Genomic DNA, 24293 nt, shown 5'->3' with positions numbered 1-24293 from the left:
AAAACACACTTTAATATATTTTTAACACACTTTAACTGAAATTAAGAAAACAAAATATTGTATTAAATAGTAGTACTAATTCTTAACTTTTAAGAGCTCTTTTTTTAGTTAAAAAGAATGAACCTAAGATTGGACCTAAGGCTAAAATCATATAAATAAGACTAGAATTTGTAATTTCTAATAAATTGCTTATTAGTTGAATACTTATAATAGTGATAGAAAAACCAATACAATTAACAATTGTAAGTGCTGTACCTCTTGTTTCTAATGGTACACTTTTAGAAACCAGTGTAGAAAATAAAGGAGAATCTGCAATAACCATAACACCCCAAAAAATAAGAAAGAAGATAAATAAGAATTCATTATTTACAGAAAACATTATGGGTGATATTAAACAACAAATACCAGATAAAAGTAAGGCAATATATGCAGTTCTTTTTACTTGAAAACGTTCACCAAAATAACCACTAAAAACACAAGAAACACCACCTAAAGCAATAATACAAAACGATAAAAGAGGAATATTAAAAGTCACATTTTTGTGTAAATTAACATAAGTTTTTAAAATTACAGGAACAAAAGTCCAAAAGGCATACAGTTCCCACATGTGCCCAAAGTATCCAAAAGAAGCAGTTCTTAATTCTTTATTTTTAAATATTTTAAAACATGTAGATAAATCTATATTTTTAGAAAATTTTCTAAAAGGGCCATCGGTAACTAAAAGAAACATTAAAACACCACCAAGAATCGCAAGTGTAGATGTAGTGTAGATTACATATTTCCAACTAATAAGATGTAACATGTCCTTCATTAAATGAGGAAAAGCGGTACCAATTACTAATGCACCAACTAAAAAACCAAGTGATTTACCTAGGCCTTTTTCATAGTAGTCTGTAGCAATTTTCATTCCAACAGGATAGATTCCAGCAAGAAAAAAGCCAGTAAGAAATCTAAATAATATTAAACTTTCTAAACTATTATTTGTCAACACTAGTAAAATATTAAAAATAGCTCCTAAAAAAGCACTTACAGCAAATACTTTTGAAGGAGAAAACCTATCGGCAATCATAAATATTGCAAAAATTAATGTTCCTAAAATAAAACCAAACTGAACAGCAGTGGTTAAATGACCTAAAGCATTGTTTTTTAAGTGAAAGTTTTCAATAAGTTCAGTAATTATACCATTACTAGCAAACCATAAGGTTGTACAACAAAATTGAGAGATAACAATAATTGGTAAAATGTGTTTTTTACTAGTCATTTTTTTATAAAAGTTACTTTTTTCCTTTTTCTACCAGTTCTATTTTCTCTGGAGAAGTTTTGGTTGTAAAAATTCCATAGTTAATAGTTACACTTTTTTTATCAATTTTATCAATTGTACCAACAGAATTAGAATCTATTATTCTTACTCTATCATTTAATTTAAAAATATATTCAGATTTTTCTTTGGCAATTTTTATAGCTTCAATTTTCTTTTCTTTTCTAACTTCAACCACTTTTTGTAAAACCTCTTTTTCTACTTTTTTAATTACTTCTTGCATTTTCTTTTCTACAACCTTAGCTTTTTGTTTTTGAGCTTTTGTTTTTGGTTTAGTAGGACTTTTCTTTAAGTGTTTTACTTTCTCATCAGCCACCCATTTATTAAAATTAGCATTTAACTCTTTTTTATTATTGGTTTGAAAGTATTTATTTAAAAGTTCATTTGTTCTTCTACCTAAAGAAAGCATTTTTTGGTTGTTATCATATAAATCTTGAAAACCAGCTAACTTATCTTGAATGCGTTGTTCTTTAGCTTGTAAATTATCTAGATGCTCTTGTCCCTTAGTTTTTTGTTTTTCTAGATTATCTGAGTTTTTTTGTAAACGATTTCTTTCTTTTTGTAGTTTAGAAATTGTTTTATCTAAACGTACTTTTTCAGTTTCAACTCGTTTTTTTGCTTTGTTAATTAAACTGAAAGGTATTCCGTTTTTTTGAGCCACTTCAAAAGTAAAAGAACTACCCGCTTGCCCAATAAACAATCTGTATAATGGTTCTAAAGAACGTTCATCAAATTGCATGTTAGCATTTGTAACGTTCTCTAATTCGTTTGCTAAAACTTTTAAATTAGAGTAGTGGGTTGTTATAATTCCGAAAGCTTTTTTATAATAAAACTCTTCTAAGAAAATTTCAGCTAAAGCGCCTCCAAGTTCAGGGTCAGAACCTGTACCAAATTCATCAATTAAAAACAAGGTATTTTCATTACACTTACGTAAAAAATAGCGCATATTTTTCAGACGGTAACTATAAGTACTTAGTTGATTTTCAATTGATTGGTTGTCTCCAATATCCGTTAAAATCGTATCAAAAATATAGGTTTGACTGCGTTCATCAACAGGGATTAAAAGACCACTTTGCAACATAACTTGCAATAAACCAATGGTTTTTAAAGTAATACTTTTACCGCCAGCGTTAGGGCCAGAAATAACTATAATTTGTTGTTTTTCGTTTAATTCTAAAGTTTGAGAAACTGTGTTTAAGTTCTGTTCTTTATTTTTTTTCCATAAAATAGGGTGATATGCATTTTTAAAAAATACCTTTTTATCCATAGATATTTTTGGTAAAATAGCATTCATCTCATTCGCATATTTTGCTTTTGCTCCAATGGCATCTATATGTATTAAAAAAGTAAGGTATTCTTTTAGCAAATAAACAGATGGTCTAATTTTTTCTGATAGAATTCTAAGAATTTTTACAATTTCTTGCTTTTCTTCAAAAATTAAATTTTGATATTCTCTACTATAAGAAAGTGTTGCTTGCGGTGCAATATATACAATATTACCAGATTTAGAAGCTCCTAATAAACTACCAGCAACTTTTCTTCTATGCATTGCAGTAACAGCTAAAACTCTTTGATTATCTACAACAGTTTCCTTAATATCATCTAAATAGCCAGATGTAATTGCTTTTGTTAAAGCAGATGTAAAGCTGGCACCAATTTTACCTCGTACTAGATTAATATCTTTTCTAATTTGTTTTAAAATTGGTGATGCATTGTTTTTAACTTCTCCAGAAATATCAATTATTTTTTTAATTTCATCATCTACAAAAGTGGTAAATTCAATTTGCTGTGATAATTCAAAGAAAGTAGGAAACTGAATTTTAAATTTTTTAAAAAATTTAATTAATTCATTTACTGTTATAGAGGTTGTAGCAATTTTTAAAAAAGCTTGTGTTTCTATAAAACTATTTTCAATAGCTAAACGTTTTACACTTTCTGTAATATCATCAAAACTATGATTAGGAATTCTGTTTTCACTCTGAAAAGAAGAAAGATATTCGTTTACTAAATTTAGCTCATTAAATAACTTTTTTTTGTTAGAAATTGGTTTTATTTCAAGTACATTTTCTTTACCCAAACCAGAAATACAAAATTCTGAAATTTGTTGTAAAACTGTTGAAAACTCTAAATCTTGTAATGTTTTTTCTGATATGTTTTTAGTCAAAATACTATCTTTGAAATCTCTACAAAAATACTAAACTATGCAGGTAAATATTGCTGATAGCTGGAAAAATATTTTACAAAATGAATTTGTAAAACCATATTTTAAAAAACTAATTGATTTTGTAGATATAGAATATAAGAATCATGAATGTTATCCTAAAGAGTCTGCTATTTTTGCTGCCTTTAATTTTTGTTCTTTTGATGATTTAAATGTGGTTATTATTGGGCAAGACCCTTATCATAATTTAGATCAAGCAAATGGTTTGTGTTTTTCTGTAAAGGATGGAATTAAGCATCCACCTTCATTAAAAAATATTTTTAAAGAGATATCTGAAGATTTAGGTAGCGATTATCCAGAGAGTGGAAATTTAGAAAAATGGGCAAAACAAGGTGTTTTATTATTAAATGCAACTTTAACTGTTAGAGCACATGAGGCCGGAAGTCATCAAAAGCAAGGTTGGGAAGTTTTAACTGATGCTGTAATTAAATTGATTTCTGATAAAAAAGAGAATGTTGTTTTTTTATTATGGGGAAAATTTGCTGAGAGTAAATCTAAATTTATAGATACAAATAGACATATAATTTTTACAGCTCCACATCCATCTCCTTTAGGTGCTTGGAGAGGTTGGTTTGGAAGTAAGCATTTTTCTAAAACAAATACGTTTTTGAAATCGATTCATAAAAAAGAAGTTAATTGGTGAAAATAGATAAGCTTATAAGTTGGTTTAGCCCTGATTGAATGGCTTGTTTGAGCTCTTTTTGAAGAATGAAAAAAAGCGAGTAATGAAAGCAGGAAATAGCTTCAAAAAAAAATCCGCTTATTAGCGGATTCATTGAATTTGAAATTAAGAAACAAATTTATTTATACTAAATCCACTTGTTTTAATGTTGTTTGGATGGTTGTAGTATCTGCTAATCCACAAGATTGTGAAGTGCTTCTACATGATGAAAAACAAATAATCCCTAATATACAAACTGCAATAAATACTGCTTTTTTCATTATTTTTAATTTTATGATCTAAATGTACATATTTTTTATGAATTTACCTGAATTTTTCTTCTCATCAATAACGTTAAAAGCAATCATTTTATTTTGAATTCGTGTTACTATATTTTTTGTTATTGGTTTTCCGTTTTTCCATTTAGAAATTTTATATAAATTCATAAATACTAATTTTTTTTTCAATTAATTTAGGAAAGATAATATAAAAAATAAAAAAGCACTTCTTTTTTGAAGTGCTTTTAAAGTAAATTAATAATTTATATTATTTAGTTATTTGTTTAAATTATTTGTTTAAGACTGTATTGGATCAAGTTTTAAATCTTTGAAGTATTCTTCGTCAGACATTTCTTCGTTATAAATACGACTAAGTTCTTCTGTTTTAGTTGAAAAGAAATCAAAAATTTCTTTTTCTACTTTTGTTAATTGACTATCCTTACCATAATAGTTATTGAATGTACCAGGATATATTAAGTTAGCATAATATCTATCAAAATAGTAATCTATTTGAGCATTAGTTAAATTCCACTTACCTAAATATAGACCAATTCTTGTTGATGCTCTTCTTTGACCTTTACTACCGTGTGTACCATTTGTAATATTCTCACCAATAGAATAAGCAAAGTTAGCAGCTCTACTATGATTAGTTGAATTAGCTGTTACTTTACGTCTTACATAATATCCTGCAAAGCAATCTGCTTGTAATTCAATTGTATTAGTTTGGTATCTTTTTGAAGGGTAATTATTTTGAAATTGTACTTGGTGTCCAACTTCATGAGCTGCTATATAAGCCACGGCAGTTGTGCCATAGTTGTTAGCTAAATCTAAAAACTGTTCACCCCATAGTACATAACCAGCATGATAAGATTTAGCATTATTTGAACCTGAACCTCCTATTAAATATAATCTAGGTTCACTAATACCAAAAGTACTTGCAGCATTTGCGTGATGTCCTTTTAATATGTTAGTCCAATAGGTACTTACAATAGTACTGGCCCAATAAGAGTTAGCCCCCCAATCTGAATCAAATTGATAAGGGGTTGCATTTGCACCTTCACTAATGACTTCACTTGGTGAAAGAGTGGTAGGATCTTCTAATGCATCAATAGACTCGTCTGTGTTGTCACAATTTTGTAAAAAAACTGTTAATAGGAATAAAAATAAAATTTTAAATTTTTTCATTGTTAAAGAATTTTAAAAAGGGAAAATTATTAATTTACTGTTTCAAATATAGTATATAATTATTAATATTTCAATATTTTTAAAAAAAAAATACGATATGTTTAAATATTTAACTAAAAACACATGAATAATTATGTTTTTAATTTTAGTAAAAATTAATATAATCAGATATAAATATTAATTAATTATTAAATTATTATTATTAATTTATAGTTTATTAAAAGAAATCAATTACATATTTATTTTTTTATAATTATAAAAAAAAATATTAATAATGTCAGATATAGTTAGAGTAAAGATTAAATAATACTTGTTTTATTTATGAAATAGTTTTTCAAGCAGCATATTAGATATTAATAAAATAGATTTTTAGGTAGAAAAATATATAAAATTAAAGAAGGTATTATAATTTGTTATTTATAAGTGTCAATTTGTTTAAAAAAAAACCTTCATATTAAACTTTATTTAAATCTATTAGTATTTACCTTTTCTTGAATAGGAAGTACATAATAAAATACACACTTCCTCTTGTTTTGTAAGTTAAATTGATAATGTTTTAATTTGGGTATTATAATATTTAAATCAAACTTATAGATTGATAAAGATTTGTATTCAGTATGTTTATTTACTTAGTTTGGAACTTAATCAATATAAAAATGTTTAGTTAAAATTGTTTTTTTTTGTAGAAAAGTTAAAGTGGTATTTTAATGAATTAAATACGTAAGCACTAAAAAACTCAGAATTACATATTTTTTATGAATTTACCTGAATTTTTCTTCTCATCAATAACGTTAAAAGCAATCATTTTATTTTGAATTCGTGTTACTATATTTTTTGTTATTGGTTTTCCGTCATTCCATTCGGTAATTTTTAGCCATTCTTGAATGTCTTCTAGTTGCTGCACGTATCTTTCAGCAAGAATTTTATCAATATTATTTATGCTTTTAAAGTCTTTAGTTTCTGTGTTTATAATGTCTAAAACTTTTTTTACTTCATTAAAATTATTTTCTAAAACTTCGTTTCTAACAGCAACAACAAAACATGGCCATGGAGTAGGGCAATCGTCAATTCTTCTAAATGTACCATTGTCAACTAAAGGTTTTGTGGTAAAATGTTCCCACATAAAATAATCTGCTTCGCCGTTTGTAAGTGCATCAATACCACCTTGTAAATTGTCAATTACTTTAAATTTTAAGTTTTTTACATTCCAACCTTGGTTGTAGGCATTTACAATTGCCATTAAATGTGATCCTGAACCAAATCTACTTATAGCAATTGTTGCATGTTTTAAATCTTCAATTTTCTTAAATTTTGATTTTGCGCCTACATGAATTCCCCAAATTAAGGGGGTTTTTACAAATGTTTGTACAATTTTAGATGGATTTCCTGCAGCAATATCTTTAATAATTCCTTCTGTTAATACAATGGCAATATCTACTGATCCATCTCTTAATGCTTTGCACATTTGTCCTGTTCCACCAGGGTAATCTTGCCAACGAAGATTTATATTGTGTTTTGAATATTCTTTATTTTTTAGTGTAAGATACCAAGGGTAATTAAAATGCTCTGGAACTCCTCCAACTTTTAAATTTGTCATTTAATTAACTAATTTTTTTAATGTATATTTAATTAAATCTGCTACAACTTTCTTAGGGTTTTTACTAAAAGTACCATTTGCTCTATTGGCAATTATGGCGTTCATAGATACTGCATTGTGTCCTAAAAGTTTTGATAAACCATATATAGCAGAAGTTTCCATTTCTAAATTGGTAATTTTATTTCCGTTAAAATTAAAACTATCAATTTTTTTATTTAAATCTTTATCTTGAATTGCTAAACGTAAAACTCTACCTTGTGGGCCATAAAATCCTCCAGCAGTTACAGTAATTCCTTGATAAACTTTATCTGAAGCTATTTTGTTTGATAAGTTATCAGAATTAGAAATTATCAAAGGGTAACTTTTTTTAGAGCACCAATTAGTATGCTTTACAAATGCATCTTCTATTTCTGGATGTGAAATTGTATCAACTTTATAAGAATGAAGCATGCCATTAATGTCTAAAGCATGAGAACTCAATAAAAAATTATCTACAGGGATGTCTTTTTGTAAAGAACCTGAGGTGCCAATTCTTATAATATTAAGTTTTGTTAATTTATCTTTTATTTTTCTAGTTTCAAAATCGATATTTACTAAAGCGTCTAATTCATTTAAAACGATGTCTATATTATCTGGTCCAATACCCGTAGAAATAACTGAAATTCTAGTGTTTTTATAAAAACCTGTTGTTGTTTTAAATTCACGCTTTTGAGTTGTAAATTCAATAGAATCAAAGTAGTCAGTAACTTTATCAACTCTATCTTGATCACCTACAAAAATAATTGTTGTAGCAATATGTTCTGGTTTTAAATTCAAATGATAAATACTTCCATCAGAATTTAAGATTAGTTCAGACTGTTTTATTGGCATTTAAGAGGTTATTTGTAATAGTTTTTTAGAATCATCATTATATAAAAAACTATATTTTTTAGAACCACCAAGATATGAATTATCATTTCTTAATTGGCCATAAAAATTAACTTGATTTTCTATGACTTGTTTTCCTATTTTATTTAATTTTATAGGATTAAATGAAGAAAATAATTTTGAAAGTTTATTTATTTTATTTTCATATTGTAGGTCTCCAAAACCATAAACTTCTTCAGTTTTTAAAAGTTCTGTTATTAGCTTATTCTTTGATTTTGGTTGTTGTTTTTCTACCGTTTGTAAAATGTTATTTTCAACTGAACTTAAACCATTTTTTATTGAAGGAAATCTTTTTAAATGTGCTTCAATGGCAGTTGCTAAATATTTAAAAGACGATATTTGATTAAAATTATAGACAGTTTCTAAACGAAGTGGAGTATTTGAACAATACAGTTGCCATATATAATCTCCATATTCAATATCATCTTGTGTTAGAGTAACTCTGTTTTTAAAGTGCTCATTTATTTGATTGTTATCTAATTCAGATAAACCTACTCTTCTTTCTGAGCCCTTTATATTTCCACTACAAACTAAAGAAATGTGATATCCTTTTCTGAAACGCTTTAACCAACTAATTACAGCTAACATGTTAATTTGGCAAAACAAATCATGTTCAAACCATAAAACAATTTCATCATTTGATTTTTGGTTACATAGATTTCTGTATTCCTTTAAAGTGTAATCTATAAATTTTTGTTTGCTTATATTGTAAGAGGTTTTAAAAAAATAAAATCTGTTTTTCCAAAAGGTTTCACTACCTACATCTGTGGTAGTTTTACCTTCACAAAGCATTTCTCTCCAAGTAATAAAATCGCCGGAAAACTTTAGTTTGTTAAGATAGTTGGTTGTACTATCTCCATTTGTAATGTGTAATATCCTCGCCATATTAAAATAACAAACGTTTATTTTAATTTTTTATTTTTAAGTGTTGATAACTAGCCACCAACTCTTTTTACATTAAATCCTTTTTCTTTTAACATTGCCATAATTTTATCTCTAAAATCACCTTGAATAATAATTTTATCGTCTTTAAAACTACCACCAACAGATAATTTAGTTTTTATTTCTTTTGCTAAAATTTTAAAGTCTGATGTAGCTCCAGAATAGCCTTCCAAAATAGTAATTGGTTTCCCTTTTCTTTTTTCGTACTTACAAATTATTGGATCATCTTGTAACCAAATATTAGATTTTTCTTTTACAGGTTCTACTGATTCTTTATGTTCTGGAAATAAATTTTTTAATTGATCTCTGAAGTCCATTTTATTTTTTTAAACCTAATTCTTTTAATCGTTCATCTAAAAACTCACCAGCTGTAATATTATCAAACTGTTTTGGGTTATTTTCATCAATACAATTTTCTAATACGTCTAGTTTCATATCAGAAATTGGATGCATAAAAAATGGAATAGAATAACGTGAGGTTCCCCACATTTCTTTTGGCGGATTTGTTACTCTATGAATCGTAGATTTTAATTTATTATTACTGTGACGTGATAACATATCTCCAACATTTATCATTAATTCATCAGGTTCTGCAACAGCGTCAATCCAATCTCCTTTATGATTTTGAACTTGTAACCCTTTTCCTTGAGCCCCCATTAAAAGAGTAATTAAATTGATATCTCCATGGGCAGCAGCTCTTTCAGCACCTTTTGGTTCTGTTTTAATAGGCGGATAATGAATAGGTCTTAAAATACTATTTCCGTTTTTGATATAGTTATCAAAATAGGTTTCTTCTAAATCTAAATGTAAGGCCAAAGATCGTAATACATATTTGGCTGTTTTTTCTAGCATTTTATAGGTTTGTTTACCTACTTCATTAAATTTTGGTAATTCTTCTACATTAACATTTTTAGGATATTCATTTGCATATTTAGAGTTATCATCTACATATTGACCAAAATGCCAAAACTCTTTTAAATCTCCTTCTTTTTTCCCTTTTGCAGATTCTTTTCCAAAAGAAACATAACCTCTTTGTCCTCCAATTCCAGGAATCTCATATTTTTCTTTTATTTCTTCTGGTAAACTAAAAAACTTTTTAATTTCAGAATATAAATCATCAACTAATTTATCATCTAAAAAATGACCTTTTAAAGCAACAAAACCTATGTTTTCGTATGCGTGACCAATTTCGTCAATAAATTTTTGTTTTTGACTTTTATCTTCTGATAAAAAATCTGACAAATTTACGCTTGGTATCTTATTCATTTTTTTAAATTTAGTAAAAGTGTTAAAGTTAAAAAAAAATGGCAATTAGCTACATTATTTTTTAGTAAATGGAATTAAATAACTTAATGTGTAGTTAAACCCAAATCCTGTATTGCTTTCAAAAACTCTATTAAAACCGGGAGAGTAGAGGGTTTTAAAATTTTCAGGATCTTTTATGCCCATTAAAACTTTATAAGAAACACTTGCAGAAATATAGAAGTTTTTAAATGTTTCTACTTTAAAACCTAATACAAATTCAGACCAATGAGCATTTAAACTTGTTGCTGTTATTGGTGTTGTTATTTCATTCGTAGTAAAATAAGTGGTTTTGTCTGGGTCAATAATATTAGGAGTATAACTATTTAAGGTTTGTTCAAAAAGGCTAAATCCATATCTATAACCAAGAAAAATCTCGTTATTCATGTCTAACCAATTTTCATAAGCATTGTAGTTAAAACCTAATTTAATATAACTTCCTTTTGATGTTGAGTTTGTATAATCTTCTTTTGTAGTTTCTTCTTCAAAACCAATTTCTGCAGCAGCATAAAAGTTTTTAGATATTCTATAATCTCCAACAACTTCAAACCCACTATAGCTACTATTAAAAATACCCAAAACTGGTTTACTTATATCTACTCCTAATCGAACTCCATAAGAAGTTTTATAAATAATTGTATCTTTTTTTGAATTAATTAGCGTGTCTTTTTTTTGCTTTTGAGAAAACCCATCAATAATAAAAAACAGGAATAAAAAACTAATGAAATATTTGTACATGAGCTTCATCTTGATTGTCTATAGTTGTTAAAGTTTCTGGTGTAAAATCTGTAATCCAAGTATTATCTGATGTAAAAGTTACATCGTTAAAAATAACTTTAAAACCACAAGAACGAGAAACATATTCGTCTTCAGTAGTATAGTTTATAGTAAATTGATTTACAACATCTCCAGTTGAAAAATTGTAAACTGTTTCTGTTGCTAAACTATTTAAAGGAATTGCCAATGAATCTGTACTAATATTAGCATAAATACTGTCTTTGCCTTCTGCCCATATGTAAAAATCAGTAACTTCTTTAGTAGTTTCTCTATCATCTGCGTCATAAAAACGTAAAACTAAATTAGGTGTAACTGGATATTGTAAACAAAAATCATCTTTTTCACAAGCAGAAATAATGATGATTGATAAAAAAAGAATTGTGATTATTTTTTTCATACTTTATTCTTCTACTTCTACAATTTTGTTAATTGCTTCGGCTAATTTAAAATCTAATTCTGTTACACCTTGCGCATCATGGGTTGATAAAGAAATGTCTAAGGTGTTATAAATATTTGTCCATTCTGGATGATGATTTAATGCTTCACATTCAAAAGCAATTCTATTCATTGCAGACATACAATCTTTAAAGTTATCAAACTCAAAATCTGTATGTAATGCATCGTCATAAAATTCCCAATCTGTAAGGTCTTCTAGTTTTTTATTGATTTCAAATTCTGTAAGTTTTTTCATAAGAAAAAGATTATTTAATTTCTTTGACTAATATATAATGATTAAAGTAAATATTGTTTAAATCTAAATAAATTATGATTTGATTTAACATTTTTCAAACAAAACCACAGTTTCTATATGACTTGTATGAGGAAATTGATCTACCAAACTTATTTTTTTAATTTGATAACCAGCTTCTCTTAGTAGCTCTGTATCTCTAGCTTGTGTTGCAGGATTACAAGAAACATATACCATTCTATCAGCATTTAAATTGATTATTTTTTGTAATGTTTTTGGTGCAATTCCTGCTCTGGCAGGGTCTAAAATAATGGTCTTAATTTTATCTTGATATTCTGGATGCGCAGCTAAGAATTTACCAACATCTGCAGCATAAAACTTTAAGCCTTCAATGTTATTTCTTTTGGCATTTTTTTGTGCATCTTTAATGGCAGAAGCTACAATATCTACACCAACAATTTTTGCGTTCTCACTTTTAGAAGCAACAATTTGCCCAATGGTTCCTGTACCACAAAATAAATCCATTACAACATTATTGTCTACTTTAGATTTATCTTCTAAAACATATTCTACTACTTTAGAATATAATTTTTCTGCACATTTTGGATTGGTTTGAAAAAAGCTTTTCATACTAATTTCAAAGTTTAAACCTAAGAGTTCTTCTACAATTTTCTCTTTACCGTAAACCAACTCTAAACTACCCGAAGTTGCAATTGTTCTGTCTCCCGTTTCATCATTTATAGTATGTAATAAACCAGCCAAACGTTCTCCAAAAATGCCTTTTAAGAAAGAAGCAAATTTTTGTAAATCAAACTTATCTAAATTAGCAGAAGTGGTTACTAAATTACACAATAATTCATCTGTTTTAAATGATTTTCTTACTACAAAATACCTAAAAAAACCTTCTTTTTTTGGTCCATGCCAAGGCTCTAAATCAGTTTCAATACAATATTGTCTTATATTTTTTAGATTGTCTTCCATTTGTTTGTCAAACAAACCAGAATCTTTTTCTAAATTGTCTCCCATCCACCAAACACCACGTCTTTTAAAACCTAAAGTAAACTCATCCTTATCGGTTTTATTAACTCTGTCATAACCAATTGCAGAAAAGCCGTACTCCATTTTATTTCTATAGTGAAATACGTTTGGTGAGGCTATAAATTCATCAAATAAATCTTCGATATTTTCTACTTTACCAATTCTTCTAAATAAAGATAAAGTGCTTTCTTTTTTATATTTATGCTGTAAATTGATTGGTAGTTGAATGTACGGAGCACCAGGAATATCTTGATATGGAACTTCAATTTCATCATCCGAAGGTTCTAAAACATCAATTAACTTCGCTTCTGCGTATTTTTTACTAGATTTTTTTATTTGAGCTTTTACCAATTGCCCAGGCAAGGTATTAGGTACAAATACCACAAAACTACCTTCTTCAGAGTGTATTCTTGCAATTCCTTTACCACCAAAGGCATAATCTTCGATTTTTAATTCTAAAACTTGATTCTTTTTTACAAATTTATTACGTTCTCTACGTGGCATTTTCTTTGATTTTTGATTTGCAAAATTAGGAAAAATGATGGCTTTAATCACTTAAAAACAATTTTATAATTGCTTTATAATTTATGAAGTTAGAAAAAAAATAAAACTTTTACTTTTTTCAGATTTATTTTGTGTCTTCGATTTTCAAAATAATAACATTTCATTTAAATGAGAAATTATTAAAATGAGTTCTTATTGAGAACTCCAAATATATTTTAATTGATGAATATATTTATTACTTTTGTAAAACTTCGGGGATGATTTCTTTCCCACGCTGAATTTTCGGCTCTCGCTGAAAGGATAAAGGTAGAACAGGAATGGTTATTTATTATAAACATTTAAAAGGTTAAAAAATGACTGTTTTAAACAAAATGACTTCGCAAGAAGTAATCGAATTAGAAAACAAACATGGTGCTCACAATTATCATCCGCTTCCAGTGGTTTTGAGTAGAGGAGAAGGGGTGTATGTTTGGGATGTAGAAGGTAAAAAGTATTATGATTTTTTATCAGCATATTCTGCTGTAAATCAAGGGCATTGTCATCCTAAAATTGTAGATGCAATGACAAATCAAGCAAAAACATTAAGCTTAACTTCAAGAGCTTTTTATAATGATATGCTTGGAAAATATGAAAAATTTGCTACAGAACTTTTTGGTTTTGACAAATTATTACCAATGAATACTGGTGCTGAAGCTGTTGAAACTGCTTTAAAATTAGCAAGAAAATGGGCATATGAAGTAAAAGGAATTGATGAAAATAAAGCTGAAATTGTTGTTTGTGAAAATAATTTTCATGGTAGAACAACTACTATTATTTCTTTTTCTAATGACCCTGTGGCTCGTAAAAATTTTGGACCTTATACAAATGGATTTATTAAAATTGAATACAATAACTTAAAAGCTTTAGAAAAAGTTTTAGATGATAATAAAAATATTGCAGCATTTTTAGTTGAACCTATTCAAGGTGAAGCAGGAGTGTATGTACCATCTGAAGGATATTTATCAGCAGCAAAAGCTTTATGTGAAAAGCATAATGTTTTATTTATTGCTGATGAAGTACAAACCGGAATTGCTAGAACCGGAAAAATGTTAGCAGTTGATCATGATAATGTAAAACCTGATATTTTAATTTTGGGTAAAGCTTTAAGTGGAGGAGCATATCCTGTTTCTGCAGTTTTGGCAAATGATAGTATTATGAATGTTATAAAACCGGGTAATCATGGTTCTACTTTTGGTGGAAACCCAATTGCAGCAGCTGTTGCAATAGCAGCTTTAGAGGTTGTTGCAGAAGAAAATTTAGCTGAAAATGCTGAAGCTTTAGGACAAATTTTTAGAAATGAATTAAGTGATTTTGTTAAAGAAAATGAATTAGTAAAATCTGTTAGAGGAAAAGGTTTATTAAATGCAATTTTGATAAATGATACAGAAGATAGTTCTACAGCTTGGGATATTTGTATAAAATTAAGAGATAATGGTTTGTTAGCAAAACCCACTCATGGTAACATTATACGTTTTGCACCACCATTAGTAATGACAGAAGCAGAATTAAGAGACTGTATTTTTATTATTAAGAAAATAATTTCTGAGTTTAAAAAATAAATTTTATCACATTATATTTAGCCATTAATTCACAAATTAAAATTTGTAAATTAGTGGCTTCTTTTTTTAATAACGAATTTTAATATTAAACACAAATGGTAAATCCTATTACACAATTAGAACAATTAACGTTAAATTCTAGATCGAAAACTTTTTTAAAAGAAATTTCTAAATGGACTTTCTTTTTTTCTATTATTGGGTTTGTTGGAATTGCACTTATGGTATTAATAGGTATTTTAATGGGTACAATTTATGCTCCAATTTTAGATATGGTGGGTAAGCAACAAGCATTACCCTTTAATATTGGAATGTTTATGAGTATTTTTTATATTGTAATGGCAATTATTTACATTTTTCCAGTTTTATATTTATTTAAATTTTCTAGAAAAATGAAAGTTGCTTTAGCATCAAAAAGTGATGACGGTTTAGCAGATGCTTTTGAGATGTTAAAATCGCACTATAAATTTATAGGTGTTTTTACAATTATTATCCTTTCATTATATACGCTTTTATTTGTAACGTCTTTATTTGCTGGTTCATTAATTTAATATTAGATATTATTCATAAAAAAGGAAGCTAATTTTAATTTCCTTTTTTTATTGATAAATCATTTATTAATTTTTTTTAACTGTATCTTTTTTCTTTTTTCCAAAAAGGCTTCCTAAAACATTTTTTACTTTATCAGTAGATATAATTTTATTGATAACATTTGTTGAATCTTTTTTTCCTCCAGTAACAATATCTGTTAATTTGTCTTTTCCTTTATTAATTAAACTTTGTTTTTGTTTTTCAATTAAATCGGTAACTAGTTTATTGGTTGCTTCTTTCATGTTTGAAGTAAACTTTGGACTTGTAAAACTACCAGACAAATTTGTTTTTACAGGAATACTTTTTATTTCTGCTGCTTCCTTTGGTGATAACTTAGACAATATACTTGTAACTTCAGTTCCTAAATACTTAACAGGCACATCAAATACAATATCGTAACTCATTGTAGTGTCAAAATTATGTTTGCCACCAATTTCTATAGCAATATCATTATATTTTAATGGAATTGGTTTTACGGTTACCTCACCGTTTTCAAAAGACATATATGCGTTAATTCCATCTAAATTTAACTTACTAGCGTCTAAAAAAGAAACTTTGTCTCCTAATAAACTTAAAACTTTAGAGTTACTTCCATTAAGGTTTGGGTTTAATAACTTTCCAAATAAATCACCAGTAATCGTATTTAAATTAGGAGTCATATCATCATTTAAATTTCCAGAAATGTTTATTGTAGAATTTATTTTACCTTCAATTGTTTCTGCTATTGGCGCAATTGATTTTAACATGTCTAAGGTGCTAAAAGAATCTGCTATTTTTAGTTCTTTTAAGTTTAAATTCATGGCAAATTTAGAAGTAGTTTCTTTTGTAGAAACATTACCGTTAAAACCAATATTTCCGCCAAAAATATTTGACTTTACATTTTGTAGATTTACTGTTTCATCTTTAACAATTAAGACTCCAGAAACATTAGTTAAAATTAGATTATCATAAGTTACATTTTTTGCATTGGCAATAAATTTACAATCTAAAAAAGCTGGAATTTTCAAAGTAGTATTTTCTGTTTTAGAATCTGTTTCAACGTCGTCTTTAGATAAAAAATCAGCTACTTTAAAATTATTAGAACTTAAATTAAAATTCCCTTTTAATTCTTGATTTTTAAAAAGAAAACCATAGAAATTATCTAAGTTTCCATTAATTGCAATATCAGAATCACCAGTTTTGGCATTAAACTCATTTAGTTTTATCGAATTAGAATTAAACGTGATTGATGTTTTATCAATTAAAAATGGATTTGCAACATCTTTTCTCTCATATTTAAAATCACTTACAGATATTTCTCCTGCATTTTTTATATATTGATAATTGCCCTTTTCTATAGCATTCATATCAAAACTTGTTGTGATATCTGCATTTAAAATTCCAGCTAATTCTTTTTCAATAGGGGCTGGGTAAACTTTACCAATATTAGCTAAATTTATAGTTCCTTTAGCAGCTATATTTATTTTAGGATTTGTAGTAATATTAGCAATGTTTCCATTGGCAGCAAATACATCATCATCTATTTTAAAAGTTAAATGATTTAAGTTAATATAAGTATCTTTTAAGTTACCTGTTTTATTAATTACTTTAGTATTAATGTTTATATTTTGTACAGCTTTTGGTAAATCATCATATTTAAACATAGCATTTTTTGACCCGATTGAAATGTTAAAAGCAGGTATTGTTTTTTCTGATAAGGTACCTTTTATAACACCATTTAAATCAAAATTACCTTCGGTTTTTATGCTTGATAAATTACCCGAATATTGTTTTGGTAACAAAGCTAAAAGGTTTTTAAAACTTGAAGTTGGTGTTTTAAAACTTATGTCATAAACTTGAGTTTCTTTAATTAATTGAAGAAAACCATCAAATTCTAAGGGTAATTGATTTATATAAGCAGTATTTTGTTTAAAAGTATATTTTGAGTTTTTTAAATCAAGGCCAATAAGTGCATTTAAGGTAATTGCAACATTATTTATGTAATTTACATTTTCTAAATCTAATGATATGTTTGCTGTTGTTTTTGTATCTAAATCTAAAACTTCTTTTGCAAAATTTCCTTTTCCTGAATGTTGAATGTCTTTTAATTCGAATTTCATATTTGAACTTTTATCCAAATACATAAAATTCATGTTTTCTACTTCATATTCATTAATGTTAAAAGAAAAAGAACTATTAGTTTCTTGATTTTCAATTGTATTATCTTGTTCTATAGCAATATCATAATTTCCAATATTATCTTTATTTAAAATAATATTTACTTGTGCGTCTTTGGTAGAAATACTTTTTAATTCTAAAACTTCATCTGCTTTTTTAAAGAGTTCAGTAATTTTCATACTTAAGCTTAACTCTTTTGCTACTAATAAAGTATCACCTAAAAATGGAGCTTTATTAGCTACAGATAAATCTTTTATAGTTAAACTTGCAGATGGAAAGTTTTTAAGTAAACTTAAATCTGTATCTTTAAAAGTAACAGTTGCATTTATATTGTTATTAATGGTCTTAGACACCATTTCTACAATTTTATCTTTGAATAAATAAGGTATTGAAACTAATATGATAATTAAAACTAAAACTATAATAGATAGCCATTTTAATATTTTTTTTAAAGGTGATTTTTTCTTATTCATGATGAAATATTTTCAATTTTTTGTTGTTGCAAAAATACAATAACCCTTATTGATTTTTATGTTTATATAACGTTAAATATCTAATATTTAGCACAAAAAAATGCAACTCAAAATATTGAATTGCATTTAATTATAAAGTTGATAAATTAATTAAGCCCCAAAAATCTCGTTGACTCTTTGTTGCATTAATTCTGGATCTTTTAAAGCGTCAAACCCAATTTTATATAAAACATAAACAATAGTTAGAATAAAGATTAAGTTAATAACCGTGCCAATAATTCCAATTATTCTTCCAGCAGAAGCATTTCCAGAACTAATATAATTATCAGGATTTTCGTTGTACACTTTCATAGCATTATTACCTAAAACAAATGCAATGATACCTAAGGGTAAACCAAAAACACCATAACAGATGCAGGTTACTAATGATAAAATTCCTAAAACTAATGATGTTGTTGCATTTGGTAATTTTTGTCTTTCCATTTTAATTTTTTTATTAGTTGATAAATAATGGTTTCATTTTAATAAAATAACTGATCATTATTATCAAAAGGTTTATAAAGGCTAAAGTAATAATTATTTTTTTTCCATTTTTAAATTTCATTTTTATATTTATTAGAAAAAAAAGTAACAGTAAAACCAATGTATAAATTGCAGGGTAAGTGTTAAAAGCTTCAGAAAAATTACCTTTTATTAAATGTACTACGGCTCTTTGAAAGCCACAGCCTAAACAATCTATACCAAATAGTTTTTTGTTTAAGCAGGGTAACATGTAATCTTCTAATTTCAAAAAAAACAATTTATTTAAACAAATCCATTCCAGGAATATTTGGCATACCACTTTTTGCAGCAATAGCCATTTCATATTCATTAATTTTACTTGCTTTTTCTATCGCTTTATTTAAGGTGATAATTAAATAATCTTCTAATTCTTCTGCATCAGAAAGTAAAGACTCATCAATAGAAATTGCTTTTATGGTTCTATTTGCTGTTAAAGTAATTTTTAATTTATTGTCATTAGAGGCTTCATCAACTAAAACAGAGTTTAATCTTGTTTTTGTTTCTTCAACTTTTTTCTGAGCTTCTTTTATTTTACTCATCATTCCAGATATATCTCCAAACATAATTTTATTTTTTATTATCAGCAAATTTAGTAAATTAACAATGTATTTAAAACAAACTAAAAATGGAGAAATTAATTAGAGTTTCGTTAATATTAAGTCTTATTTTTACAGTCTCTTGTAAAAATAATTCAAAAGAAATGAAGAGTATTGATGCAAAGTTTCCAATAGCCGAGAAGCAACCTACAAAATTAGAAAAACATGGTGATGTTAGAATTGATAATTATTTTTGGATGCGTCTTTCAGATGAGCAAAAAAATGCTGAAATTAAAGATGAACAAACCCAAAAGGTTGTTGATTATTTAGAGGCTGAAAATACTTATTATGATAGAGTTACAGCATATACAAAAAGCTTTCAAGAAGATCTTTTTCAGGAAATGAAAGGTAGAATAAAAGAAGATGATGCTTCTGTACCTTATAAAAGTAATGGTTATTTTTATATAACACGTTATGAAATTGGTATGCAATATCCTATCTATAGTCGTAAAAAAGGAAGTTTAGATGCTGATGAAGAAATAATAGTGAATGTTAATGAAATGGCCAAAGGTTATGATTATTTTCAATTAGGCGGTTTAAGTATTTCACCTGATAATAAATTAGCCATTTTTGCAACTGACACTGTAAGTAGAAGACAATATTTTTTAAGAATTAAAAATCTTGAAACGGGTGAAATTTATAATGATAAAATAGAAAATACAACAGGTGGATCAGTTTGGGCAAATGATAATAAAACTATTTTTTATACCAAAAAAAATCCAGAGACTTTAAGAAGTGAAAAAATTTTTAGACACATTCTTGGAACACATAGTTCTGAAGATGTAGAAGTTTATCATGAAAAAGATGACACTTTTGGTTGCTATGTAACAAAATCAAAATCTAAAGAATATATTATTATTGGTTCTTATAGCACTCTTTCTACAGAATCTCAATTTTTAAGTGCAGATAATCCAACTGGGGAGTTTACTATAATTCAGCCAAGAGAAAAAGGTTTAGAATATAATGTTGCACATTATAAAGATCATTTTTATTTACTAACAAATAAAGATAAAGCAACAAATTTTAAATTAATGAAAACACCAGTTTCTAAAACTTTTAAAGAAAACTGGACAGATGTTATACCTCATAGAGATGACACTTTATTAGAAGATTTTTCAATTTTTAAAGACTATTTAGTTTTAGAAGAAAGAAATGATGGATTGAACAAAATTCGTATAAAACGTTGGGATAAAAAAGAAGATTACTACTTACCTTTTAATGAAGAAACATACTCTGCTGGGGTTTATGGAAATCCAGAGTTTGATACAGATATTATTAGATATGGGTATAACTCTTTTACCACACCAAGTTCTGTCATCGATTTTAATATGAAAGATAAAACTAAAGATGTTAAAAAAGAACAAGTAGTTTTAGGAGGTACGTTTAACAAAGAAAACTATAGCAGTAAACGTGTTTGGGCAACCGCTAGAGATGGGAAAAAAGTAGCCATTTCTTTGGTGTATCATAAAAATACAAGTTTAAATGAAAACACACCATTGTTACAATATGCTTATGGATCCTATGGATCTACAATTTCTGATGGATTTTCTACAACTCGTTTAAGTTTATTAGATAGGGGGTTTGTTTATGCAATTGCACATGTTAGAGGTAGTGAGTATTTAGGGCGTGATTGGTATGAAGACGGAAAAATGTTGAATAAGAAAAATACATTTACAGATTTTATAGATTGCTCAAAATATTTAATAGATAATAATTATACATCTGCCAAGCATTTATATGCAATGGGAGGTTCTGCTGGAGGATTATTAATGGGAGCAATTATTAATATGAACTCAGAATTGTACAATGGTATTATTTCTGCAGTTCCTTTTGTTGATGTAATTTCTACAATGTTAGATGATAGTATTCCTTTAACTACTGGAGAATATGATGAATGGGGTAATCCGAATGAAAAAGAATATTATGATTACATAAAATCTTATTCACCTTATGATCAAGTAACTGAAAAAGAATATCCAAACATGTTAGTTACAACTGGTTATCATGATTCTCAAGTACAATATTGGGAACCAGCAAAATGGGTTGCAAAACTTAGAGAATTAAAAACAGATAATAATTTATTATTGTTAAATACTAATATGGAAGCTGGTCATGGTGGAGCTTCTGGACGTTTTAATGCCTTAAAAGAAACTGCAAAAGAATATACTTTTTTATTAGCTTTAGAAAATAGATTAGACAAATAGTAAAATCAATTTAGGGTAAAAAAATATTTATAAGTGATATAATAAAACCAAATTCTAAAAAGGACTTGGTTTTATTATTTATGAAAGGAAAAATAAAATTATGTTTTATTTAGATTTATAATATTCATCTAAAACAGTTTTTCTGCCAATTGTTTTTGTAATGATGTCTTTATCTAAATCCCAACCACGTGCTGGCGAATATTCTCTTCCATACCAAATAATTTGTAAATGTAAATCATTCCATAATTCTCTTGGAAACAATCGTTTTGCGTCTTTTTCAGTTTGAGCTACATTTTTACCATTGGTTAAATTCCAACGCCACATTAATCTATGAATATGTGTGTCAACAGGAAAAGCAGGTACTCCAAAAGCCTGGCTCATAACTACACTTGCAGTTTTATGACCTACTGCAGGTAATTCTTCTAAGCCTTCAAAAGATTCAGGAACTTCTCCATTGTATTTTTCAATTAAAATTTTAGACAAACCATAAATTCCTTTGCTTTTCATTGGAGATAATCCACATGGTCTAATAATTTCTTTAATTTCTTCTACAGTCATTTTAACCATATCAAAAGGATTATCCGCTTTAGAAAACAACAAAGGTGTAATTTTATTTACCCTAACATCTGTACATTGTGCAGATAATAATACAGCAATTAATAGCGTATAAGGATCTTTATGATCTAACGGAATTGGAATTTCTGGATAGAATTCTTGAAGTGTATCTATTACAAATTGTACTTTTTCTTGTTTGGTCATAAAATATTTTCTAAAAATTGCAAAGTTAAAAAGCAGAAAGTATAATCACTTAATTTTAAGTTTATTCTTATGATTAATTTTGATGAGATAATATGTGAAATTGTGTTTTTAAGTGCTAAATTTATTCAAAAACAACTTTATAATGTAATTTAACTTTGTTTATCCAATTTATATGTAAAATGTGTAATTGAAATAAATATTTTTAGAGGGGCTTATTATTTCTTTGGAAAATGATTTTTACTTTGCTAATTTACCAAAAAAATAAAGGTAGTAACTTTAAATTACTACCTTTATTTTTATCTATATTTATATGTATTAAAACATTATTCTTGATATAAACTTCTTAGGGCTACTTTGTCATAAGCACTAAATTCTCCTGCTTTGGTACCTGATTTTACAGGGAAGCAAGCTTGCATTATTGATTCATAATCAAAATTTCGGCTACCATATACTGCACTTGGTGTTCCAGAAATATGATTTGCTGTTCCAGTTTCTTTTATATTTAAACGACAAGAACCTTTATTTTCCCAATCAGTATGTCTTAAGCCCATACAGTGACCTATTTCATGTGTGATTAAACCTTCTAATAAATTTCGATTATAAGTTGTATTAGATTTATTATTTGCGGTTGTATTTATTCGTGCCCATTTATAAGGATTCCCATTACTATAAGGGAAACCTGCCAATCCTCTAACAGATGAATCTTGAGTAAGAGATCTGTCTTGGTAAACAACAATATCACTATTGGCAAGATCGCCTAATTCTCTCTCATTATACACAAAGTTAAATTCTAAATCAAGCCTGTTAAAATTAGTTACAGTATATTTTGTTGCTGTTCTAGCTGTAGAGCTTAAACCATAATTAGAACTATTAATTAAAGCTGTTATATAAATAGTTTGTTTATTTGTGGACACTAAATACTTAGAACTACTATGCTTTGCGCTTAAATTATTGGAGTCATTTAAATCCATTACCTGGTTAATAGATATACCAATGTCTCCGTTAATTAAATATTCATTAACGATTTCTCCTGTAGGAGTGGTAAAGTTATTTAAACTAATATCATCATCAGAGATTATTAAATTTGAATCTATTAGTTTATTTACTATCTCTTTAGGAATAATAGAGTTCTCTTCATTAAGAGTTAGATCATCATTGTTTTCACAAGATTGCATTAGTATAATTGTCATTACTAATGTTAATAATTTGAATTTTTTCATTTTTTTATTGGGATTAATTGTTAAGTATTTGACAAATATATAGTAATAATGTTAAAAACAAAAGAATTCAATAATTTTATTTCAAAGACATTTTTATTCTGTTAATCTTTTAATACTTTATTATTATATGAATTATGTTTGCAACATAAACGTTTTTATGATTAACTTTAAATAGACTATATTAACTTTGTATTTTTAAGTTCTAAAATTATAAAAAAATGACATCATTAAAAATAGGAGATAAGGCTCCAAAATTTGAAGCTAAAGACGAAAAAGGAAATACTATTAAATTAGCAGATTATGCAGGAAAAAAGTTAGTTGTTTTCTTTTACCCTAAAGCAAGTACGCCTGGTTGCACAGCTGAAGCATGTGATTTAAGAGATAATTATCAAACATTTTTAGCTAAAGGTTATGATATTATAGGTGTTAGTGCAGATTCTGCAAAGAGGCAACAAAATTGGATTGATAAACATCAGTTACCTTTTTCTCTTTTGGCAGATGAAGATAAAGTAGTTATTGAGGCTTTTAATGTTTGGGGGCCAAAGAAGTTTATGGGGCGTGAGTATGACGGAATTCACAGAACTACTTTTGTAATTGATGAAAACGGAATCATAGAGGATATTATTTTAAAAGTAAAAACAAAAGCACATACTGCTCAAATATTAAAATAGAAAAAAAATGTAAAATTTACATCTCTTT

At 27.1% G+C, this 24293-nt stretch carries 25 protein-coding genes; 5 read left to right on the top strand and 20 right to left on the bottom strand.

Annotated elements, in window-relative coordinates; genetic code table 11:
* Positions 1-82: 82 nt before the first annotated feature.
* Both Q0733_RS00890 and Q0733_RS00885 read right to left on the bottom strand, forming a co-directional pair.
* The gene (locus tag Q0733_RS00890; protein WP_298777793.1) at positions 83-1261 is read right to left on the bottom strand and encodes a nitrate/nitrite transporter; all 1179 of its coding nucleotides are present in this window, start codon (positions 1259-1261) and stop codon (positions 83-85) included.
* Between the two features lie 13 nt (positions 1262-1274).
* Positions 1275-3482, bottom strand: a complete 2208-nt coding sequence (locus Q0733_RS00885) for a DNA mismatch repair protein MutS (RefSeq protein WP_298777792.1) — start codon at positions 3480-3482, stop codon at positions 1275-1277.
* Between the two features lie 37 nt (positions 3483-3519).
* On the opposite strand from Q0733_RS00885, the gene Q0733_RS00880 reads away from it, so the two are divergent.
* On the top strand, positions 3520-4182 hold the full coding sequence (locus Q0733_RS00880; protein ID WP_298777790.1) for a uracil-DNA glycosylase: 663 nt from the start codon (positions 3520-3522) through the stop codon (positions 4180-4182).
* A gap of 161 nt (positions 4183-4343) precedes the next feature.
* Here the strand turns inward: Q0733_RS00880 and Q0733_RS00875 are convergent, their stop codons facing one another.
* The 12 genes from Q0733_RS00875 to rlmD all read right to left on the bottom strand — a co-directional run bounded on the left by Q0733_RS00875 (position 4344) and on the right by rlmD (position 13438).
* Entirely contained in the window at positions 4344-4481 is a 138-nt protein-coding gene (locus Q0733_RS00875) for a hypothetical protein (RefSeq protein WP_298777788.1), read from the bottom strand.
* Between the two features lie 18 nt (positions 4482-4499).
* Positions 4500-4646, bottom strand: coding sequence for a hypothetical protein (locus Q0733_RS00870; protein ID WP_298777786.1), 147 nt, complete (start codon positions 4644-4646; stop codon positions 4500-4502).
* Positions 4647-4775: 129 nt separating this feature from the next.
* On the bottom strand, positions 4776-5663 hold the full coding sequence (locus Q0733_RS00865; protein ID WP_298777784.1) for a hypothetical protein: 888 nt from the start codon (positions 5661-5663) through the stop codon (positions 4776-4778).
* A gap of 742 nt (positions 5664-6405) precedes the next feature.
* Positions 6406-7260 (bottom strand): substrate-binding domain-containing protein, encoded by an 855-nt coding sequence (locus tag Q0733_RS00860; RefSeq protein ID WP_298777781.1) that lies wholly within the window; start codon positions 7258-7260, stop codon positions 6406-6408.
* Positions 7261-8130, bottom strand: a complete 870-nt coding sequence (locus Q0733_RS00855; RefSeq protein ID WP_298777779.1) for a nucleoside phosphorylase — start codon at positions 8128-8130, stop codon at positions 7261-7263.
* Positions 8131-9072, bottom strand: a complete 942-nt coding sequence (locus tag Q0733_RS00850; protein WP_298777776.1) for a DUF1835 domain-containing protein — start codon at positions 9070-9072, stop codon at positions 8131-8133. It lies immediately after the preceding gene.
* Between the two features lie 50 nt (positions 9073-9122).
* Positions 9123-9446: a translation initiation factor gene (locus Q0733_RS00845; RefSeq protein ID WP_298777773.1), complete on the bottom strand. Its 324-nt coding sequence runs from the start codon at positions 9444-9446 to the stop codon at positions 9123-9125.
* 1 nt (position 9447) lies between these two features.
* Positions 9448-10395 (bottom strand): 2-oxoglutarate and iron-dependent oxygenase domain-containing protein, encoded by a 948-nt coding sequence (locus Q0733_RS00840; RefSeq protein ID WP_298777772.1) that lies wholly within the window; start codon positions 10393-10395, stop codon positions 9448-9450.
* Positions 10396-10449: 54 nt separating this feature from the next.
* Positions 10450-11169 carry a DUF6048 family protein gene (locus Q0733_RS00835; protein WP_298777770.1) on the bottom strand — a complete coding sequence of 240 codons (720 nt, stop codon included), beginning with the start codon at positions 11167-11169 and terminating at the stop codon, positions 10450-10452.
* Positions 11150-11605: a DUF6452 family protein gene (locus tag Q0733_RS00830; RefSeq protein WP_298777767.1), complete on the bottom strand. Its 456-nt coding sequence runs from the start codon at positions 11603-11605 to the stop codon at positions 11150-11152. Before Q0733_RS00830 ends, Q0733_RS00835 begins: the two co-directional genes overlap by 20 nt.
* 3 nt (positions 11606-11608) lie before the next feature.
* On the bottom strand, positions 11609-11899 hold the full coding sequence (locus Q0733_RS00825) for a 4a-hydroxytetrahydrobiopterin dehydratase (protein WP_298777765.1): 291 nt from the start codon (positions 11897-11899) through the stop codon (positions 11609-11611).
* Positions 11900-11983: 84 nt separating this feature from the next.
* Entirely contained in the window at positions 11984-13438 is a 1455-nt protein-coding gene (gene rlmD, locus Q0733_RS00820; protein ID WP_298778351.1) for a 23S rRNA (uracil(1939)-C(5))-methyltransferase RlmD, read from the bottom strand.
* A 353-nt stretch (positions 13439-13791) separates the two neighbouring features.
* Here rlmD and rocD point away from each other — a divergent pair, with 353 nt between their 5' ends.
* Positions 13792-15036 (top strand): ornithine--oxo-acid transaminase, encoded by a 1245-nt coding sequence (rocD, locus tag Q0733_RS00815; RefSeq protein ID WP_298777763.1) that lies wholly within the window; start codon positions 13792-13794, stop codon positions 15034-15036.
* 95 nt (positions 15037-15131) lie between these two features.
* Positions 15132-15584, top strand: a complete 453-nt coding sequence (locus Q0733_RS00810; protein ID WP_298777761.1) for a DUF5362 family protein — start codon at positions 15132-15134, stop codon at positions 15582-15584.
* A gap of 66 nt (positions 15585-15650) precedes the next feature.
* Here the strand turns inward: Q0733_RS00810 and Q0733_RS00805 are convergent, their stop codons facing one another.
* The 4 genes from Q0733_RS00805 to Q0733_RS00790 form a co-directional block, all read right to left on the bottom strand.
* The gene (locus Q0733_RS00805) at positions 15651-18254 is read right to left on the bottom strand and encodes an AsmA family protein (protein WP_298777758.1); all 2604 of its coding nucleotides are present in this window, start codon (positions 18252-18254) and stop codon (positions 15651-15653) included.
* A 150-nt stretch (positions 18255-18404) separates the two neighbouring features.
* Positions 18405-18737: a CCC motif membrane protein gene (locus tag Q0733_RS00800; protein ID WP_298777756.1), complete on the bottom strand. Its 333-nt coding sequence runs from the start codon at positions 18735-18737 to the stop codon at positions 18405-18407.
* A 13-nt stretch (positions 18738-18750) separates the two neighbouring features.
* Positions 18751-19026 carry a DUF2752 domain-containing protein gene (locus Q0733_RS00795; RefSeq protein ID WP_298778349.1) on the bottom strand — a complete coding sequence of 92 codons (276 nt, stop codon included), beginning with the start codon at positions 19024-19026 and terminating at the stop codon, positions 18751-18753.
* Between the two features lie 28 nt (positions 19027-19054).
* Positions 19055-19378 carry a YbaB/EbfC family nucleoid-associated protein gene (locus Q0733_RS00790; protein WP_298777753.1) on the bottom strand — a complete coding sequence of 108 codons (324 nt, stop codon included), beginning with the start codon at positions 19376-19378 and terminating at the stop codon, positions 19055-19057.
* Positions 19379-19515: 137 nt separating this feature from the next.
* On the opposite strand from Q0733_RS00790, the gene Q0733_RS00785 reads away from it, so the two are divergent.
* Positions 19516-21615: a S9 family peptidase gene (locus Q0733_RS00785; RefSeq protein WP_298778346.1), complete on the top strand. Its 2100-nt coding sequence runs from the start codon at positions 19516-19518 to the stop codon at positions 21613-21615.
* Between the two features lie 105 nt (positions 21616-21720).
* Here the strand turns inward: Q0733_RS00785 and nth are convergent, their stop codons facing one another.
* Together nth and Q0733_RS00775 are read right to left on the bottom strand one after the other, a co-directional pair.
* Positions 21721-22374, bottom strand: coding sequence for an endonuclease III (gene nth / locus Q0733_RS00780; RefSeq protein ID WP_298777752.1), 654 nt, complete (start codon positions 22372-22374; stop codon positions 21721-21723).
* Between the two features lie 323 nt (positions 22375-22697).
* The gene (locus Q0733_RS00775; protein ID WP_298777749.1) at positions 22698-23594 is read right to left on the bottom strand and encodes a M57 family metalloprotease; all 897 of its coding nucleotides are present in this window, start codon (positions 23592-23594) and stop codon (positions 22698-22700) included.
* A 218-nt stretch (positions 23595-23812) separates the two neighbouring features.
* On the opposite strand from Q0733_RS00775, the gene bcp reads away from it, so the two are divergent.
* The gene (gene bcp, locus Q0733_RS00770) at positions 23813-24265 is read left to right on the top strand and encodes a thioredoxin-dependent thiol peroxidase (RefSeq protein ID WP_298777747.1); all 453 of its coding nucleotides are present in this window, start codon (positions 23813-23815) and stop codon (positions 24263-24265) included.
* The last annotated feature ends 28 nt before the right edge of the window (positions 24266-24293 follow it).

It is taken from the genome of uncultured Polaribacter sp. (assembly GCF_947500975.1).
Lineage (GTDB): Bacteria > Bacteroidota > Bacteroidia > Flavobacteriales > Flavobacteriaceae > Polaribacter.
This window is presented reverse-complemented; position numbering and strand designations above follow the sequence as displayed.